The sequence below is a fragment of the Frankia sp. RB5 genome, from assembly GCF_059816245.1.
This window is the reverse complement of record NZ_JCBATA010000006.1, coordinates 161786-179136: the sequence shown is the minus strand read 5'-3', so window position 1 is coordinate 179136 and position 17351 is coordinate 161786. Positions and strand designations below refer to the sequence as shown.

Genomic DNA, 17351 nt, shown 5'->3' with positions numbered 1-17351 from the left:
ATTTCTCCCGCCTGGACGGACAGTAGTCGGACAACTTCCACTCTCCGGCTGGTTCGCCGGACTTTCTCTTAAACGCGCGCGACGGAACATTCCCGCAATTCACGTAAAATAACATTGAAAATGCTCACTATGTGGTCGACAACAGCCGCCACGCCCGCAGCAACCTTGCCGAGCACGCCCGCCGCCTGGCCAGCCGGATCCGCGATGCGTCCTGACGCCGTCATCCTCTACGGCCCCCCCGCCGCCGGAAAAGACACGATCACCGCCGCCCTCACCGCGCTGGACGATCGGTATGTGCACTTCGATCGGCTGAAAGTCGGCGCGAACGCCGGTGCCCCCTACCGGGCGGCATCCGCCGACGAGCTTGACCGCCTCCAGTCCGAGGGGGCGATTCTCTACGCGAACGAGCGGTACGGGAACGTCTACGCCATCGACCGGCCCCGCCTCGACGACCTCACCACCGCCGGCCGCGTGCCAGTCGTGCACCTCGGCCAGGTCGCCGGCATCCACGCCCTGCATGCCGAATATCCGGCCCGGTGGGTGACAGTTCTCTTGTGGTGCCCCCGCGAGGTCACCGCCACCCGAGCCCGCGAGCGCGGAAGCACCGACGTTGCCGAACGACTGACCGTCTGGGACGAGACGAAAACCGACCTCGCCGCCGCGGACATGGACGTGTTCGACCTGGTGCTACGCACCGACCAGCGACCGCCCGACGAGGCCGCCGTTCACATCCACCGCGCACTGACGGACCGAACCCGAGCCGTCCCACCGGTACGGGACAGGGTGGACTGACCGCGATGCAGCTTGTCCTTCCCGCCCTCACCTTCCGCACCCCCGATGGCGCCATCGACACCGCCTCGACCGCCGCCTACGCCCGGCGTGCCGCGGGAACATGGGCGCACCGCTTCATCCTGTCCGGCACCACGACCGGCGGACACCAGGCCAGCGAAGCCGACCGCGCCGCAGTCGTCGACCTGTGGGCGGAAACGATCGGAGTGGACCGGCTCACCGCGTGCTGCTGGACTCCCGCCGACATCACCCACGCCACCCGCGCCGGTGTCGTCCCGATGGTCGTCCTGCGAGACCTCGCCAGCGACGCCGAGGCCCTGGACCTGTTCGCCGCTTTGCCGAGGCCGTGCTACCTGTTCAGCCACCCGGAGTTCAGCCCGACCACCCTGACACCCGAGCTTGCCGCCGCCGCCTGCGCCGCCGGCATCCTGCCCGCAGCCGCGAAGGTCTCCAAGGTCCCACCAACCGGCATCGCAGCTCTTCGTACCGCGACCGGCCCGGACTTCACCCTGTGGGACGGCACCGCCCGCCATATCGCCGCCAGCCTCGACGCCGGAGCCGACGGCATCGTGACCGCACCCCTCAGCCACCTACCCGACCCGTTCCCAGCCGCCCAGGTCGCCCACCTACAAGCCGCCATCGACACCGCCCAACACCACCTCGACACCCAGCACGACCGCGACGCCCGCACCACCGCACTCTTCGCGATGGCCACGCCCGGACGCCCGAGCAACGGCACCTGACGTCGTGTCTGCCGAATTGCTCGTTTTAGGATCAAGAAGCGGCACCGACCGCGCCGCGCAGCGGCTGCGCGCGGCCGTGAACGGCCGTGCTCGCCGGACGCGTCGCCCTCAGCCAGCAGGAGGTCCCACGGAGGGCTGACCCGTCGACGTAGTCCTCTGAGGACTCGGCACGCGGGGAGCCCCTAAACACTCGCGTATGCGAGCATCCTATAATCGCCGATAAGCGGAATTCGTGTATGGCCATTATCTCTTGACCGAGAGGAAAGATATGCAGTCCCGAACCCTGCCAGTCTTCACTGCCACTGAGCGCGACCTCGTTCAAATGGGTTTGGCAATGAAGGTAGCGGAGATGATGGGACGCAAGCTCGAAGAGGCAGACTGGAGCGACGTTTACTGCTCGGCCAAGAATATACCTCTCCAAGGCTGGTCGAATCTAAATATAGATGTGATGCACGAAGGGCTTGGGGTTGAGCACAAGATGCTCCGCTATAAGTCAAAGTCGATCGAGGAGGCCTGCGGCACCACTCTAATGCACCCTTCACTCACGCGATCCGTGAGAATCCCGACGACTGAGGCAGACGCCAACGATGTAATGATAGATGTATTCAAACAGTACGCCGACCTTGTTTCTAGCCGTCGGCGGAAGGTCGAAAACCAGACCACGCAGCGACCAGTAGACATGCGGATTGGCTGGCTCCTCTGGCAAGATTCTCTACGACAGTTCCTATACTTCGAAGAGCCTATGGCTGCACCAGACCCTAAAAACTACATCGCAGAGTGGAGAGATGTCGCTGGTAGCAGCCGGAAAGGCAGCAGAAACTTGTGGATTTACGAGCGTTCCACCGGCAAGAAAAGATACTCGGTCACCACGTCAGCCGGGATCAAGATTCAGCCTTACTTCGATGTTCCGCCCCCCTCCGATCCAAACCTATATATCTTTACGGTTATTGGCGAACAAGTAGACCTCGGCATTATTCGGGTATGGCTAACACCTCAAACACACAGTCTCCTCCGTCGCGCGGTCAGAGGAAAACTTGACATCGACGACCTCAGTCGATTCGTTTCCTCCTCGATCTCTACCATAAAGCCCTTGGAGGGGTCAGCTAGCGGGCCTGAGCAAGTTCGTGCCGGTGCAGTTCCCTTGTTTCTTCGAGAGTCGGCATATCGCCAGTTGACGGAGGCCTTCCAAGGGGTAAACGACGAGCACTGTTTCCAGTTGCTACTGGAGGCACTCGATAAAATGGGGGCCTCGCTCTAGATCTCGAGTTTCGCAGTTTTCTTGATCGAGACCTGGCGGGTGACTAGGGTGTTTTGGGTTAAATCATTGGCCGGGTTGGTTGTTTCCAGGTGTGGCACGGCTGCGGCGTGCCGGTGAGGGAAGCGGGTTGCCCGACGGGCTGGTGGGGGGAGCATCGGCGCTTCCTAGAACCAAGCCCGAAAGCTGGACGCCGATGCTCCCGGATGCGACTGTACCGTCTTCCCTGGCGGTTCTCCTGGCTGATTTCCGGCCGTGTTTCACCGCGCCGACGTTCCAGGTGTTCCGCGCCCTGGTCTGCGGGATGCTCGCCGCGACAGGCCGGCGCACGGTCTGCGGGATGCTGATCGGCGCTGGACTGTCACGGGCATGGCCCCATGACCGGGCGCACAGGTTCTTCGCCGGCGCGGTCTGGTCCGCCGACGAGGTCGGGCTGGTTCTGGCCGGGCTCGTGGTGCGCCTACTCGTCCCCGCCGGCGTGCCGCTGACGGTGGCGGTGGACGACACCCTGTTCCACCGCCGTGGGAAGAAGGTGTGGGCGGCGAGCTGGTTCCACGACGGCTCCGCCCAGGACTCCCGCCAGAGCGGCTACGGGAACAACTGGGTGATCATCGGGATCGTCGTGACGCTACCGATGCTCGACCGGCCGGTGTGCCTGCCGGTACTGGCCCGCCTGGTCCGTAAGGACACCACCTCGGCGTCCCGGCTGTGGCTCGCCGCCCGCACGGTCGAACAGCTCGCCGCTGTCCTGCCCGGCCGTCGGATCCACGTCGTCGCCGACGCCGCCTACGCCGGCAACGAGCTACGCACCCTGCCCAGCTCGGTGACCTGGACGACCCGGCTCCGCAAGGACGCCGCGCTGTTCGCCCCCGCCCCACCACGAACCGGGAAACGGGGCCGGCCCCGGCTGAAAGGCGACCGGCTCGGCACACTGACCCAACTCGCCACCACCGCGACGTTCGTCCCGGTCACGGTCGTGCGCTACGGCCAGACCGTCACCGTCCACGTCACCGCGGTGCGCTGCCTGTGGTACGGCGTCTTCGGCCCCCGACCGGTCACCGTCGTCCTCGTCCGCGAGAACCCCGGCCGGGTCGGTACCTATGACCTGGCACTCGTCACCACCGACACCCTCACCAGACCCGCCGACCTCATCACCCGCTACGCCGCCCGCTGGTCGATCGAAGTCGCCATCGAAGACGCCAAACAACTCGTCGGCGTCGGACAGGCCCGCAATCGCACAGCCCACGCCGTCGAACGCACCGTCCCGTTCGGCCTGGCCTGCCAAACCCTCGCCGTCGTCTGGTACACCACCGCCGGCCACCACCCCGACGACGCCACCGACCACCGCGACCGCGCACCCTGGTACACCACCAAGACCCAGCCCTCCACCGCCGACATGCTCGCCAAGCTCCGCCGCGTCCTCATCACCACCAAATATCAGGCCACACACCCCGAGAAACCAACACCAGCCGAAATCCACACCCTCCGCCTGGCCTGGGAAACCGACGCCGCATAACTACGAAAGTCGAGTCTAGATTAATTTCGGGACTCTCGTATCTTGTCTACGCTGTCCCGGAATTGTGCGAAGTCGAGAAGCGGCCCTCCGTGTGTCAAGGTGTGCGCAATCCACTCACTATAGATTCGGCGAAGGTCGTATTCTGTCGCGCGATCAACATGAAGATAAGGTTGAAGGTACTTGTCGAAGTCAACAAGCTCCAGAAACTCTTGCAAATCGAGATCTCGATCTTTAGTAAGCCGTTCTCGGGAGCTACTTGGCTTTAGGCAGTGCAACACTATATCGGAACCAGCAGTATTTTCGCTGACAAAATGCTTAAAAGTTCCGTGCTGTTTATCAAACACATCCGCTGTCACCACGATAAAGCCTGCTGCCTCAACTGCCGATCGAAGAGCCTCCCATACGCTAGCCGACGAATTCATAAAAACAAGAAGCATCCAGTGCTCAGGTCGAAGAACTCTGTACGCCTCGGACAGACTCGCGCACATCAGCTTCTCGTAGTCTTCGAGGGTCTTCCCTTGCACTCGGTTGACAATCGCCTCTGTCGACGAATTTGTAAATCGCCCAAGCCATGACTCCCAGAGAAAGTTCATTTCACTGTAATTAATATTTGCGCCAAACGGAGGATCGGTGAAGACCAAATCGACTGAGTTGTCGGGCAAGTAATCAAGACTCGTGGCTGACTGCTCAATGACTGCTGTTCGACCTGTAAAGTGCTGAGCCGTTGTGCGGAGATGATCTTCAATCGTACGAGCTTTTCGTTCAAAGCTTAGAAAGATATTCGACTCCTCGAATATAAATGGAACATTCAGGCGAGCCGTATTCCCGCTTCCACCCCAGAACCGAAACTCGCTCAGTCGAGTTACGCGGCGATAGAGCGAGGTAAATACGAATGCGACTTGACCAGCTACTTGGGCGTCTTCAATGCGGTGTATGTTGCGCCAGATATGACTCAGGCCGATAAGTGCGCGATGCGTATAAAACTTGTCTATTGTATCGAGGCCATGCTTCCGTGGTTGCGCCAGATTAACCCCATCAGGAAGTCTTAGAGTCGGGTAGTACCCAGCCACAGGGGCAGCACTGGCCTCGAGAGAAAGAATCAAATTAACGTCAGATTCATCAGGGGCTGCTGTAGCCTCCCGCTGGCGGGATCCGCAACATTTGTAGGCAACCTCGACGGGCTCGGCAATGGTACGCTGCAGGGTCCTCTTCTTCAGAGTCGCGGAGCAGTTTGGACAATCAAACTCGGAGAGAATTTTATGCTCGCGGACAGTCTTGCCGTACCTCCGGCAAACATCCCACAGATTGAACTCGTGGGTGCATTCTGGACAGGTTACGCGGTATGACCAGACCGTGTAGAGAAGCTCTGTGGTTTTCCTGCAGTCTCGACAATAGGTAGTGTAGAGTTTCTCGCGAAGACCTTGGAGATCTTCGAGCACCGACGTTGTCGCTTCTTTAAAAACTTTTGGATCAATTTTTGAGACAAAGCGGCTCGCGATAAAACACGCCGCTGGTGAAAGCTCATTTAGGATGCTATCGTAACCCAACGCGTTAGCTGCAACTCCCGTCATTCCGCTTCCCGCGAAAAGATCCAGTATAAGTCCACCTTCAGGAAGATAGTAACGCAAGAGTTCCGCGATGCCTTGGGGGGGCACTTTCGTATGATAGGTGTGAGCGTCGTAAGTATAAGTGTTTTTCCCCGCAGAAACAGCGCCGCTGGGCGGTTGACTTACTGTGGGAGCGGAAGTTTGGTGACATGCGAGTAGATCGCTAATTGACGCGGAGTTAGTGGATAGGTAAGTTCGATGTTTCGTAATTCGATCAAGAATACTGTCGAGAGGATTGATCGATAGCGAAGATTTTGCCTCAACGTTATCCGATGATACGTCGAAGAGCGATGGGGTATCGATGGAACCTGGGGCGTGCGATGAGAAAATTATTCTCTCACCCGCGCGGCCGTCTATCAGTGCTTTGATGGCAGCTCGTTGTGCGGGTGTGGGATCGATGGCCCCCGCTTCTATCCGTGTGAATGCCGCCAGCGATATGCCCAGCTTCCACGCGACGTCGCGAGCACTCAACCCACGCCGAAGACGCCAGCTACCCAGCGTGGCACCGACATTACCTACCGTCAAATCCGATTCGAGCTCATCCATCAATGCCCACCAGTCTCAATTGTCTGTCTCGGATAGCATATTGCCCTACCTGTGCGCGCTCGGATCCGCCCCTAAGTCGAGATCTACCCTTATGGATCGTTACGTTACGTAGCTGGCAATGATACAGCCTCCTGCTGAGACGGCGGCATCTGCTGCCGATGGTGACCGACAGAGTGCGCAAGCTGGTTCACCGTTCGGGTCCTCTGTCGAGTGCCACGTCGAGCGATACGTCAGGAGGTCTGGTTGAGTGATGTCTCTCAATAGATCGAGAGAATAAAAATCGCAAAGCTGAACCCATGTATCTCGAGTTTCGCAGTTTTCTTGATCGAGACCTGGCGGGTGACTAGGGTGTTTTGGGTTAAATCATTGGCCGGGTTGGTTGTTTCCAGGTGTGGCACGGCTGCGGCGTGCCGGTGAGGGAAGCGGGTTGCCCGACGGGCTGGTGGGGGGAGCATCGGCGCTTCCTAGAACCAAGCCCGAAAGCTGGACGCCGATGCTCCCGGATGCGACTGTACCGTCTTCCCTGGCGGTTCTCCTGGCTGATTTCCGGCCGTGTTTCACCGCGCCGACGTTCCAGGTGTTCCGCGCCCTGGTCTGCGGGATGCTCGCCGCGACAGGCCGGCGCACGGTCTGCGGGATGCTGATCGGCGCTGGACTGTCACGGGCATGGCCCCATGACCGGGCGCACAGGTTCTTCGCCGGCGCGGTCTGGTCCGCCGACGAGGTCGGGCTGGTTCTGGCCGGGCTCGTGGTGCGCCTACTCGTCCCCGCCGGCGTGCCGCTGACGGTGGCGGTGGACGACACCCTGTTCCACCGCCGTGGGAAGAAGGTGTGGGCGGCGAGCTGGTTCCACGACGGCTCCGCCCAGGACTCCCGCCAGAGCGGCTACGGGAACAACTGGGTGATCATCGGGATCGTCGTGACGCTACCGATGCTCGACCGGCCGGTGTGCCTGCCGGTACTGGCCCGCCTGGTCCGTAAGGACACCACCTCGGCGTCCCGGCTGTGGCTCGCCGCCCGCACGGTCGAACAGCTCGCCGCTGTCCTGCCCGGCCGTCGGATCCACGTCGTCGCCGACGCCGCCTACGCCGGCAACGAGCTACGCACCCTGCCCAGCTCGGTGACCTGGACGACCCGGCTCCGCAAGGACGCCGCGCTGTTCGCCCCCGCCCCACCACGAACCGGGAAACGGGGCCGGCCCCGGCTGAAAGGCGACCGGCTCGGCACACTGACCCAACTCGCCACCACCGCGACGTTCGTCCCGGTCACGGTCGTGCGCTACGGCCAGACCGTCACCGTCCACGTCACCGCGGTGCGCTGCCTGTGGTACGGCGTCTTCGGCCCCCGACCGGTCACCGTCGTCCTCGTCCGCGAGAACCCCGGCCGGGTCGGTACCTATGACCTGGCACTCGTCACCACCGACACCCTCACCAGACCCGCCGACCTCATCACCCGCTACGCCGCCCGCTGGTCGATCGAAGTCGCCATCGAAGACGCCAAACAACTCGTCGGCGTCGGACAGGCCCGCAATCGCACAGCCCACGCCGTCGAACGCACCGTCCCGTTCGGCCTGGCCTGCCAAACCCTCGCCGTCGTCTGGTACACCACCGCCGGCCACCACCCCGACGACGCCACCGACCACCGCGACCGCGCACCCTGGTACACCACCAAGACCCAGCCCTCCACCGCCGACATGCTCGCCAAGCTCCGCCGCGTCCTCATCACCACCAAATATCAGGCCACACACCCCGAGAAACCAACACCAGCCGAAATCCACACCCTCCGCCTGGCCTGGGAAACCGACGCCGCATAACTACGAAAGTCGAGATGTATCGGAACAGGCGAAAAAGAACTACTCGATTCGAGGAGCGGCCAAGCACTGCGTTGAGCTCGCTTGATCGCCTTCTTCGCGTACTGTAGCCGCAGAGAACAAACCCGCTAAAGTCAGCGGCTGCGCTGCGCTGCGCTGCACTGCACTGCACTGCGCTGCACTGCTCCGCTCACGTCGGGTGCCCATTCCCCGGGGCTGGGCGCCCGATGATCTGACGGGACACCGGCCGCGTCAAGGGCGCCCTTCGGGCGGTCCTGCGGACTGGCTGCGCCACCCTTGACCCGACCGGCGTCCCGCGCAGGCGAAGGCGCTGACCGGGGAACGAGACAAAGAAATGGGAGCCATGAGGAGCCGCCGCAGCTCCTCGGGTCGGTCCGCAGCCAGTCCGCAGGACCGTGAGAAACCGCCGAAGACGACGGCAGACGCCGCAAGACATCCGCGCAGGCCACGCAGCATCTGCCGAGGTCAGCGAGGATTCCGGAAGTCCCTCATAATCCGCTGGTCGGGTCGCCGGTCTGACGGATTCTGAGCAATCCAGCGATGGCACGATCCGGTCAGCATCCCGCCGTCGCGCGCACCAGGGGAAAGAAGATCAAATAGGGGGCACGCCAGCGGACGGCCGAGAGATAGAGCCAGTTGCAGGGGACAGCCCGACCCGCCCGGCTTGCCAGCGGCGAGACTGGCGGTGGTTGCCCGTCGAACCCGGCGGATACGGACTGTTACCCTCATGGGAGGGGCTCCGTACTGCCTTCGTACTGCCACGGGGGTGGACGCCGGTGGACGTAGCCGGACGCCGGCGGGTGCGCTACCTGTGGCTCTGGCGGTTTGGTTCGGCCCCATGTGGGCGCGGCTACCGGGCGGCCCTGCGGGTGCTGGACCTGGAGCTGGTGTTGACTGCGCACGAGGTGCGGCTGACCCCGGAGGCGCTCGACCCGCAACGGCAGGAGCAGCGCCAGGAGGCGTTCCGGCGTCGCGGTGACCTGTTCGTACGCCGGGAGATCGCGGGCGACAAGGCGATCGGCACGGTGTTCGGAATCCTCCCCGAAGCGCAGGCCGCAAGCCGTCGCGGGGTAGAAGACCGGCGCGCTGCCGCCACGACACGCCGGCCGCGCCAGCGCCGGATCAGGACACGCAGGCGCTGGCCTGCTGGTGGGCGCGCAGTCTGTGTCGGGGCGCCTGCCCGACGTAGACGTCGAGAACACGCGCGACGGGCCAACTGCGGCCATGCCCCTGCCGGGTCCGGTTGCCAGCCAGGTAGGGAACCCCTCCACGACCTGACGCACTACCGCCATCTCCTGCGGAGTTCCAGCAAGCCACCAACTAGAAGCCGGAGACGGGACGGGCGGTGTAGGGCTTCTCCAGGGCCGCGACCTCGTCGTCGGTGAGGTCGTCGGTGAGGGTGAGGTCGACGGCGGCGAGGGCGTCCTCGAGGTGGCTCATCCGAGTCGCGCCAATGATGGGTGCGGTCACGGTCGGGTTGCGCAGCACCCAGGCGAGCGCGACCTGGGCGGGCGGGGCACCGCGCTCGGCGGCGACGCGAACGACCTCGGAGACGATCTGGCGGTCGGAGTCGAGGTAGAGGTTGCTGCCGAACTCGTCGGTCTCGCTGCGGGCGGTCGTCTCGTCCCAGGGGCGGGTGAGGCGGCCGCGGGCCAGCGGGCTCCACGGGATCACCCCGATGCCCTGGTCCGCGCACAGCGGGAGCATCTCCCGCTCCTCCTCGCGGTAGATCAGGTTGTAGTGGGGCTGCATGGACGCGAACCGGGTCCAGCCGTGCGCGTCGGCGACGTAGAGCGCCTTGGCGAACTGCCAGGCGTGCATCGACGAGGCACCGATGTAGCGGGCCTTGCCGGCACGGACGACGTCGTGCAGCGCCTCGAGGGTCTCCTCGATCGGCGTGTGCGGATCCCACCGGTGGATCTGGTAGAGGTCGACGTAGTCGGTACCGAGCCGGCGCAGGCTCGCGTCGATCGCCGACAGGATCGCCTTGCGGGACAGGCCGCCACCGTTCGGGCCGGGGCGCATCGGCCCGTGCACCTTGGTCGCGAGGACGATCTCGTCGCGGTCGGCGAACTCCGCCAGCGCCCGGCCGGTGATCTCCTCGCTGCTGCCGTGCGAGTAGACGTTCGCCGTGTCGAAGAAGTTCACGCCCGCCTCGATCGCCCGGCGGAAGAACGGCCGTGCCTCGTCCTCGCCGAGCGACCACTCGTGCTTGCCTCGGGCCGGGGCGCCGTAGCTCATGCAGCCCAGGCAGATCTTCGAGACATCCAGTCCCGTCGAGCCGAGTTTCACGTAACGCACTGTGGCACCTCCATGGTCGTAGGACGTTCGCCCGTGCCGCGCCGAGTCCGTGCGGCGTGGGGTCCGGCTCGCCGCCGGCCTGGCGCACGGATCGTCTCCGTCCGATTCGATCGGACCTGACCACTCCCTCGCAAGGCCACCGGACGGATCCAGGACACAATCGCGCGGAAACGGAGGCCCTCCCCCGGCCGCCACCTCTCCGGCCGCCATGCGCTCGGCCGCCTCCCAGCGACGGCGAACTCCCGGCCGACGTCCGCGGGCGTGCGATGGGACACGTCCGGCCTGGGGGGATGGCAGACATGGAAAATTTTGTTAACATAGTACAAGTAAATTTCTGGCGGAACCCACCGCGCGCCCGGCCAGGACACGCCGGCGGCCAGCACCAGACCACCGGCCTCGGGCTTGGGGACCCGCTCGGTCGCGCGACCGCAGACAGGCGCGTGGCCCACACGGCGCCCCGGGCGGCCCTGTGCGGCGGCATGCCCTGTTCGGTGGCGTCCGCCTGCGCCAGAACCTGGGAGGGAGCACGCCGGAATGCCCACCACCGCGGGATGTCCGACTGACGCGGCGCGCCGATCGGACGGGGAGAACAGCTCGAACTACCGCTGGGTCGCCCTGTCCAACACGACCATCGGCGTGCTGCTGGCCACCGTGAACAGCTCCATCGTCATCATCTCACTGCCGGCGATCTTCCGCGGCATCCATCTCGATCCCCTCACCCCGGGCAACGTCAGCTATCTGCTGTGGATCCTGATGGGGTACATGCTGGTCTCCGCCGTGCTGGTGGTGACGCTGGGCCGGCTCGGCGACATGTTCGGCCGGGTCCGCATCTACAACGCGGGCTTCGCGGTGTTCACCGTCTCCGCCATCGGCCTCACGGCCACGCCGCTGCAGGGGCAGGCGGGGGCGCTGTGGCTGATCGGCTTCCGGGTCGTGGAGGGCATCGGCGGCGCGATGCTGATGGCGAACTCGACGGCGATCCTCACCGACGCCTTCCCCGCCCGCCAGCGCGGCATGGCGCTGGGCATCAACCAGGTGGCCGCGCTCGCCGGTTCGTTCATCGGGCTCGTCGCCGGCGGGCTGCTCTCCGAGTGGGACTGGCGGGCCGTGTTCTGGGTGAGCATCCCGATCGGCGTGATCGGGACGGTGTGGTCGTACCGCAGCCTGCGGGACACCGGGCGGCGGGTGAAGGCGCGCATCGACTGGTGGGGCAACGTCACGTTCGCGCTGGGCCTGACCGTGCTGCTGGCCGGCGTCACGTACGGCATCCAGCCCTACGGCGGGCACGACATGGGCTGGACGAACCCGAAGGTCCTCGCCGCGCTCATCGGCGGTGCGGCCGTGCTCGTCGCCTTCCTGCAGATCGAGCGCCGGGTCGCGCAGCCGATGTTCGACCTGGCGCTGTTCCGGATCCGGGCGTTCACCGCCGGGAACGCCGCGGTGCTGCTGTCGTCCATCGCCCGCGGCGGCATGCAGTTCATGCTGATCATCTGGCTGCAGGGCATCTGGCTGCCCCTGCACGGCTACGACTTCGTCGACACGCCGCTGTGGGCCGGCATCTACCTGCTGCCGCTCACCGTCGGGTTTCTCGTGGCGGGCCCGGTGTCCGGCTTCCTGTCCGACCGGTTCGGTGCCCGCGCGTTCGCCACCGGCGGCCTGACGCTGGTCGCCGTGACCTTCCTCGGGCTGCTCCTGCTGCCGACGAACTTCAGCTACCCGGTCTTCGCGGCCCTGCTCCTGCTCAACGGCGCCGGCATGGGCCTGTTCTCGGCGCCGAACACGACGGCCATGATGAACGCCGTTCCCGCCCACAGCCGCGGCGGGGCGTCCGGGATGCGCGCGACGTTCATGAACTCCGGCCAGGTCCTCTCGATCGGCCTGTTCTTCTCGATGATGGTCGCGGGCCTGGCCTCCACGCTGCCGTCCTCGCTGCGCAGCGGGCTCGCCGCCCACCACGTGCCGGCCGACGTCGTCGAGCGGGTGGCGAACCTGCCGCCGGTCGGCAGCCTGTTCGCCGCGTTCCTCGGCTACAACCCGATGCACAACCTCCTCGGCGACGACACGCTGCGCAGCCTGCCCCCGGCGGACGCCCAGGAGCTCACCGGCAAGGAGTACTTCCCGCACCTCATCGCCTCGCCGTTCCACCACGGCCTGGTCATCGTGTTCACCCTGGCGATCGTCATGTCGCTGGTCGCGGCCCTTGCCTCCCTGCTGCGCGGCACCCGGTACATCCACACCGCCGCCCCGCTGACCACCGGCGCACCCCTGACCGCCACCGTCACCGGCACGGGCTCCGCGGCGGACACCGGCACCGGCACCGGCACCGGCACCGCGGCGGTACCGATCCCCGCCATCCCCGCGCCAGCGGAGCCAGACGCGGCCGCGCTCAGCGCCGGACGGAGCTCCGCCCGACCCTGAGCAACAGGCTCCCCCCGATCTCAGGCGCGGCCATGCCGACTGGCGTGGCCGCGCCTGATGCATGACGCCACGCGAAGCTGCCGCCATCCCCTACGCGCGCTTCCCCTAGCCCGAGTTTCCATCGATCTTGGTCTCTTCCAAGCCTTTTCGCAGGTGAGAGAAAAATCGATCTTGATTGGGGTGTAGTACCTAACTCACCGCCGCGTGGAGGGAGTGCCTGGCCATGACCAAGATGCCGACCGCGCCGCGGTGGTTCTTCCCGGCGCCGCCGCACCTTCCCCACGTCAAGGACATCCGCATCGACGACCCGGGTTCGCTGTTCGTGAGCGTCGAGGTCGGGGCCCTGCTGCGCTCCGACGATGGAGGGCACACCTTCCGAGAGCTACCGATCGACCCCGACGACCACTCGGCGAGGAGCTGCGGCGGACCGAGCAGCGGACGGTCCCGGTCCATCCGATAGATCGGCGGGCCAGCCCCGGTGGCGTTGGGACTGGCCGTCTGGGCGGGCTTCACACCGCCTCGGCCCTATTCGCCTGACGTCGACCGGTATCCGACCGGGGCACGGCAGGTACGGACGCCCGCCCGCCGCGACGGCCTTCGACTACTCGCTGCAGCCTGCGGCTCGTAGCCATGACGTAGGAATGATGTGCCCTGGGATGCCCGATTCAGGCACGAGCCGAGCCGGTTTCGTCCGGGACTCAACCTCGCGGGACTCCGTGGGCGTTCAGGACGCCGAACGGGAACGGCGCCCCTCGTGCGCCGTCGACGGATCGGAGGCGAGAGTGCCTGAGCGGGAAGGTAGCCAGGGTTGCGGCACTCGGCTGCTCGGTCGGCTCGGTGAAGAGCCACGCGTCGCGCGGCCTCGCCCGGCTGCGGGAGAGCATCCATCTGTCTCTGCGACCGAGCAGCGCCACGGCCGACACCGACGGCAGCCGCTCGGCTTGCGACGGAGCCGCGACCCCCTCCCACAGCCGGGCGACCGCCGTCGGCGACGATCGCCCGGCGCCCGAGACCAGGAGCATCCGGTGACGACGCCCCCCACCTCACCCTTTGAACAGGCCGTCGCCCACGAACTGCGCGCGATCACTGCTGGAATCACCGCCGGAAGCGGGCTGGCCGACGCCACCCGCGAGCGTGTCCGGCGACGGCGGCGCGCCCGGTTCACCACCGGTGCGGCCACCCTCATGATCCTGGCCCTTCTGGTCCCAGCGGGCCTGCTCCTGCGCCCCGGCGGCGGCGACGGCGTCGCGACCGCCGGGGCGAGATCGGCGCCGGCCTCTGCCCGTCCCGCCGGCGTGCCCATCGCCGTGCCGCTGACCTCGGCTCCGGACGTATCCGGACCGGTGATCGGTGGCGTCACCATCCCGTGGCTGCCCAGCGGGCTGACGCCCAGGGGCACCTCGGTAGGCACCGGAACCGACATACGGGATAGTCGGGCCGGCATCCGTTCGTACCGGGCCGACTTCTCGACGATTGACGGGCCGGTCGGATTCGTGTCCGTGCGCGCCGAGTGGGGGTCGACCGGGACTTTCGACGACATGGCGGAGCGTGTCCGCGCCAGTGGCTCCAGCGTCGACTCCTACTTCCGTACGACCGTGCGCGGTCATCCGGCCCTCCAGCGAGGCAATGCCGCCAAGAGGGAGTTCGGCTTCACCTGGATCGAGCGTGACGGCCTGGTGCTCGCCGTGGACGGTGGTACGCCGATCACGTTCGATGAGGTCCGCCAGGTCGCCGACGCGCTGGTCGTCGCCAGCGCGCCGCCGCCAGCGACCCCGGATCTCGACGCGGCGATCCAGGCCGCGGCGAGCCGGGCGCTGCGGGCCGGTGTTCCCGCGGCTGAGGCCGTCAGCGCCGTCGACGCCACCGACACGTCCGCCCTCGTCGCGGCCAGGACGTCGTTCGCCACCGCCCACCCGGGCTTCGCGAGAACGGCGACGGTCGGGCTTCTCGCCACCGCGCCCCGAGCCGCCGACCGCGTCGACATCCAGGTGTCCCTGACCTTCAATGATCCCCGGCTGGGGATATCTCCGGCCGGGCCATCCGGGACCACGAGGATCTTCGGCGGTGAGGCGGTCCGTACCCCGTCGGGCTGGAAGATCACAAAGGCCACGTACTGTGGGGCTGTCATGATGATCTGTGGATTCTAGGCCGCGTACGGGTCTTCGCGATCACACTCTGTTCGGTTAGCCGCGCGCCTGGCTGATCTGGTGGGCGTGTGAGTGCGGTCTGGCTGCGGTGGGTCGCGGTGGTCAGAGCGGGCCGAGTGGGATGTGCGCGGGAGGATGGCGGTGGCTATGGGGAGGGGGTGTCCGACGCGTCGGACACCCCCTCCTGTGCTTGTGCGCGGCCCGCGGCTCGGTGGGCTCTGCCAGGCGCTGTTCATGGCCGCGCTGTCAGGCTATTGGCAGGCGGGCAGGTGGAGCGCCTCGACATATCCCCAGCGGCCGGACTTCGGTGCGTACCCAAGGATCCACGTCTGAGCGGTGTGGTGCCCGCAGTGGGCCGTGGTGATGTAGAAGGGGTCGCCGGGCCGCACGTTTCCGATCACGAAGGAGCGGGGAGCGCTGCGCAGAGTTCCGACCGAGGTGGGGTGGATGAGTGCTCCTTTCTTCTTGCCCGCGTGGTCGGCACTGACTGGTACCGCCTTGGTCTGGCTTTTCCCGCCGATCGCCTTGAGGTCGGGGAGGGGGTGCTGCTGTGCGTCGTAGGCGCGTGGATCGCGCAGGCAGTCCCGGCTGATGAATCCCCAGGACGGATCGCCGTGTGCGGCGTAGTCGAGAATTAGTGCGTAGCCCTTGTAGGTATAGCGCACGCCGACGTGATATGTCGTTCCGTTTGGCGAGCGTCGCGCCTTGGTCCAGGACCTTGCTGGAACTCCGTTCTTCGGGAAGTTCTCGTAGACCGGGCAGCTGTCCTTCTTCAGGGTGGTCGAGTGCGTGTAGTCGACGGATCCGTTTCCGGCGATTGCCGGTACCGCATCAGATGCGACTCCCAGCGCAATCGCGATGGCGGTCATGAATAGCAGCGTCAACCATCGACGAATCATCGTTCTCCTGGTTCTTGTTCCAGCGAGTGAGTGGCTGGCCGTGCAGGCAGGCGGAGGATAGCGGCTACGGGCGGGCGGCCTGTCGGACAACCCTCTTCGGGTGCGCTGAGGCCCCCCGCCAGAGCCCCTCGAAGGCTCGGTACCTCGACCTGGGACCATCGTTGGCACGGCACCTCGCGTTCGCAAGGGCGCTCAGTCAAGACGAAACGATCGCGCTTATCCCAGGCCTCTGACCTGCGGAAAGAGACAAAAGAAGGGACGGCTGAAACGTTGAGTGGACGTCGGGGGGCGACTCGGGAACTTCCGCCGGACCTGCCTGTGTCGGTCCAGTCGTTCGTGACGGAGGTCCGCCGGATCGTCGGCTCGACCGGGATGACCCAGCGGCAGCTCGCCGGCCGGCTGCATGTCAGTCCAGCGCAGGCGAATCGGTATCTCGGCGGAAGGGCGAAGATCTCGTCGCAGCAGCTCGACAAAATATTCGATCTCGGGCAGGTAGTGCCGGAGGAACGAGCTCGGATACGGCGGCTGTGGCAACAGGCATGCGCGGCCGGCATCGAGGTGTTCTCGGCAGGGAGCCCTTCGGCCGAGGACGGCCGTCCGGTCGACGCCGGAGACCCGCTCGGCGAGAGCGACGCGACTGTGACTGCGCCCGCGCCTGCGACACTGATGGATACTGGCGTTGAAGTGCTGGCGCCGGACCTTCCGGGTGGGAAGGCAGCGGGCGCCGACGTGGGACGACCTGGGGCGACGAGGGGCGCTGAGGAGCCACCGAGTAATCGCGGTGGGCCAATGCGGTGGCCGCGCTGGCTTCTGGGTTCTGCGGTCTGTGTCCTCGGGGTCGGAGGCCTGGTTCTTGCCGGCTACCTCACCGGAAATGCCCCGAAGGCCGAAGCCAGGCCGACCGTCGCTACAGGCGGGACGGTACCGGGAACGCCGAGTCCGACCGCGACCTGGGGAGCAGGATCGGCGGCTGTCCCGGCGCGACCGGCCTGCTCCGTCTGGCAGTATCGAGTGACCCGGCACGCGGACATGGTAAACGAGAAGAAGATGCCATTCGCGACTGCGGCGGAGGGCCAGGATTTCTACCGGTCCTTCGATGCGTCTGTCCCGGAGGTGCGGTATCGCTACTACGGGACTCTCGGCGTCGGAGGACCGGCAGGCTACGTACTCCAGGAGAAACTCGAGTTTGTCCGGGAAATCTGCGGCGCCCAGTAGCCGGATTGGAGCGAGCGTTCGCCGCGCCCGACCAGCATGGACATAGCCGTGCATGGCGCGACGAAGCCGCCAGCCCCCGAGCTG

The 17351-nt window shown here is 65.7% G+C and carries 12 protein-coding genes; 9 read left to right on the top strand and 3 right to left on the bottom strand.

The window, feature by feature from the left end:
* The first annotated feature begins 204 nt into the window (after positions 1–204).
* From AC6EXY_RS05065 to AC6EXY_RS05050, 4 genes are all read left to right on the top strand, one after another.
* Positions 205–792, top strand: a complete 588-nt coding sequence (locus tag AC6EXY_RS05065) for a guanylate kinase (protein WP_499818783.1) — start codon at positions 205–207, stop codon at positions 790–792.
* Between the two features lie 5 nt (positions 793–797).
* Positions 798–1532: a hypothetical protein gene (locus tag AC6EXY_RS05060; RefSeq protein ID WP_499818782.1), complete on the top strand. Its 735-nt coding sequence runs from the start codon at positions 798–800 to the stop codon at positions 1530–1532.
* 268 nt (positions 1533–1800) lie between these two features.
* The gene (locus AC6EXY_RS05055) at positions 1801–2790 is read left to right on the top strand and encodes a hypothetical protein (RefSeq protein WP_499818781.1); all 990 of its coding nucleotides are present in this window, start codon (positions 1801–1803) and stop codon (positions 2788–2790) included.
* 193 nt (positions 2791–2983) lie between these two features.
* Complete coding sequence (locus tag AC6EXY_RS05050; RefSeq protein WP_499818779.1) at positions 2984–4303, top strand: IS701 family transposase; 1320 nt, start codon at positions 2984–2986, stop codon at positions 4301–4303.
* A gap of 20 nt (positions 4304–4323) precedes the next feature.
* On the opposite strand, the gene AC6EXY_RS05045 is transcribed toward AC6EXY_RS05050, so the two are convergent.
* Positions 4324–6456, bottom strand: a complete 2133-nt coding sequence (locus AC6EXY_RS05045) for a DNA methyltransferase (protein WP_499818780.1) — start codon at positions 6454–6456, stop codon at positions 4324–4326.
* 493 nt (positions 6457–6949) lie between these two features.
* Between AC6EXY_RS05045 and AC6EXY_RS05040 the strand changes: the two genes are divergently transcribed.
* Positions 6950–8269 carry an IS701 family transposase gene (locus tag AC6EXY_RS05040; RefSeq protein WP_499818779.1) on the top strand — a complete coding sequence of 440 codons (1320 nt, stop codon included), beginning with the start codon at positions 6950–6952 and terminating at the stop codon, positions 8267–8269.
* Between the two features lie 1338 nt (positions 8270–9607).
* Here AC6EXY_RS05040 and AC6EXY_RS05035 read toward each other — a convergent pair.
* Positions 9608–10588: an aldo/keto reductase gene (locus tag AC6EXY_RS05035; RefSeq protein ID WP_499818778.1), complete on the bottom strand. Its 981-nt coding sequence runs from the start codon at positions 10586–10588 to the stop codon at positions 9608–9610.
* Positions 10589–11122: 534 nt separating this feature from the next.
* Between AC6EXY_RS05035 and AC6EXY_RS05030 the strand changes: the two genes are divergently transcribed.
* The 3 genes from AC6EXY_RS05030 to AC6EXY_RS05020 all read left to right on the top strand — a co-directional run bounded on the left by AC6EXY_RS05030 (position 11123) and on the right by AC6EXY_RS05020 (position 15153).
* Positions 11123–13006 (top strand): MFS transporter, encoded by a 1884-nt coding sequence (locus AC6EXY_RS05030; RefSeq protein ID WP_101836092.1) that lies wholly within the window; start codon positions 11123–11125, stop codon positions 13004–13006.
* A gap of 223 nt (positions 13007–13229) precedes the next feature.
* Positions 13230–13466 (top strand): beta propeller repeat protein, encoded by a 237-nt coding sequence (locus AC6EXY_RS05025; protein ID WP_101836090.1) that lies wholly within the window; start codon positions 13230–13232, stop codon positions 13464–13466.
* A 565-nt stretch (positions 13467–14031) separates the two neighbouring features.
* Entirely contained in the window at positions 14032–15153 is a 1122-nt protein-coding gene (locus tag AC6EXY_RS05020) for a hypothetical protein (RefSeq protein ID WP_499818777.1), read from the top strand.
* 251 nt (positions 15154–15404) lie between these two features.
* Here the strand turns inward: AC6EXY_RS05020 and AC6EXY_RS05015 are convergent, their stop codons facing one another.
* Positions 15405–16022: a hypothetical protein gene (locus AC6EXY_RS05015; protein WP_101836086.1), complete on the bottom strand. Its 618-nt coding sequence runs from the start codon at positions 16020–16022 to the stop codon at positions 15405–15407.
* Between the two features lie 348 nt (positions 16023–16370).
* Here AC6EXY_RS05015 and AC6EXY_RS05010 point away from each other — a divergent pair, with 348 nt between their 5' ends.
* Positions 16371–17267 carry a helix-turn-helix domain-containing protein gene (locus AC6EXY_RS05010; RefSeq protein WP_499818776.1) on the top strand — a complete coding sequence of 299 codons (897 nt, stop codon included), beginning with the start codon at positions 16371–16373 and terminating at the stop codon, positions 17265–17267.
* Positions 17268–17351 lie beyond the last annotated feature (84 nt).

Coding starts and splice junctions, on each gene's coding strand:
- AC6EXY_RS05065 (WP_499818783.1), top strand. CDS start 205: ATGCGTCCTGACGCCGTCATCCTCTACGGCCCCCCCGCCGCCGGAAAA.
- AC6EXY_RS05060 (WP_499818782.1), top strand. CDS start 798: ATGCAGCTTGTCCTTCCCGCCCTCACCTTCCGCACCCCCGATGGCGCC.
- AC6EXY_RS05055 (WP_499818781.1), top strand. CDS start 1,801: ATGCAGTCCCGAACCCTGCCAGTCTTCACTGCCACTGAGCGCGACCTC.
- AC6EXY_RS05050 (WP_499818779.1), top strand. CDS start 2,984: ATGCTCCCGGATGCGACTGTACCGTCTTCCCTGGCGGTTCTCCTGGCT.
- AC6EXY_RS05045 (WP_499818780.1), bottom strand. CDS start 6,456: ATGGATGAGCTCGAATCGGATTTGACGGTAGGTAATGTCGGTGCCACG.
- AC6EXY_RS05040 (WP_499818779.1), top strand. CDS start 6,950: ATGCTCCCGGATGCGACTGTACCGTCTTCCCTGGCGGTTCTCCTGGCT.
- AC6EXY_RS05030 (WP_101836092.1), top strand. CDS start 11,123: ATGCCCACCACCGCGGGATGTCCGACTGACGCGGCGCGCCGATCGGAC.
- AC6EXY_RS05025 (WP_101836090.1), top strand. CDS start 13,230: ATGACCAAGATGCCGACCGCGCCGCGGTGGTTCTTCCCGGCGCCGCCG.
- AC6EXY_RS05015 (WP_101836086.1), bottom strand. CDS start 16,022: ATGACCGCCATCGCGATTGCGCTGGGAGTCGCATCTGATGCGGTACCG.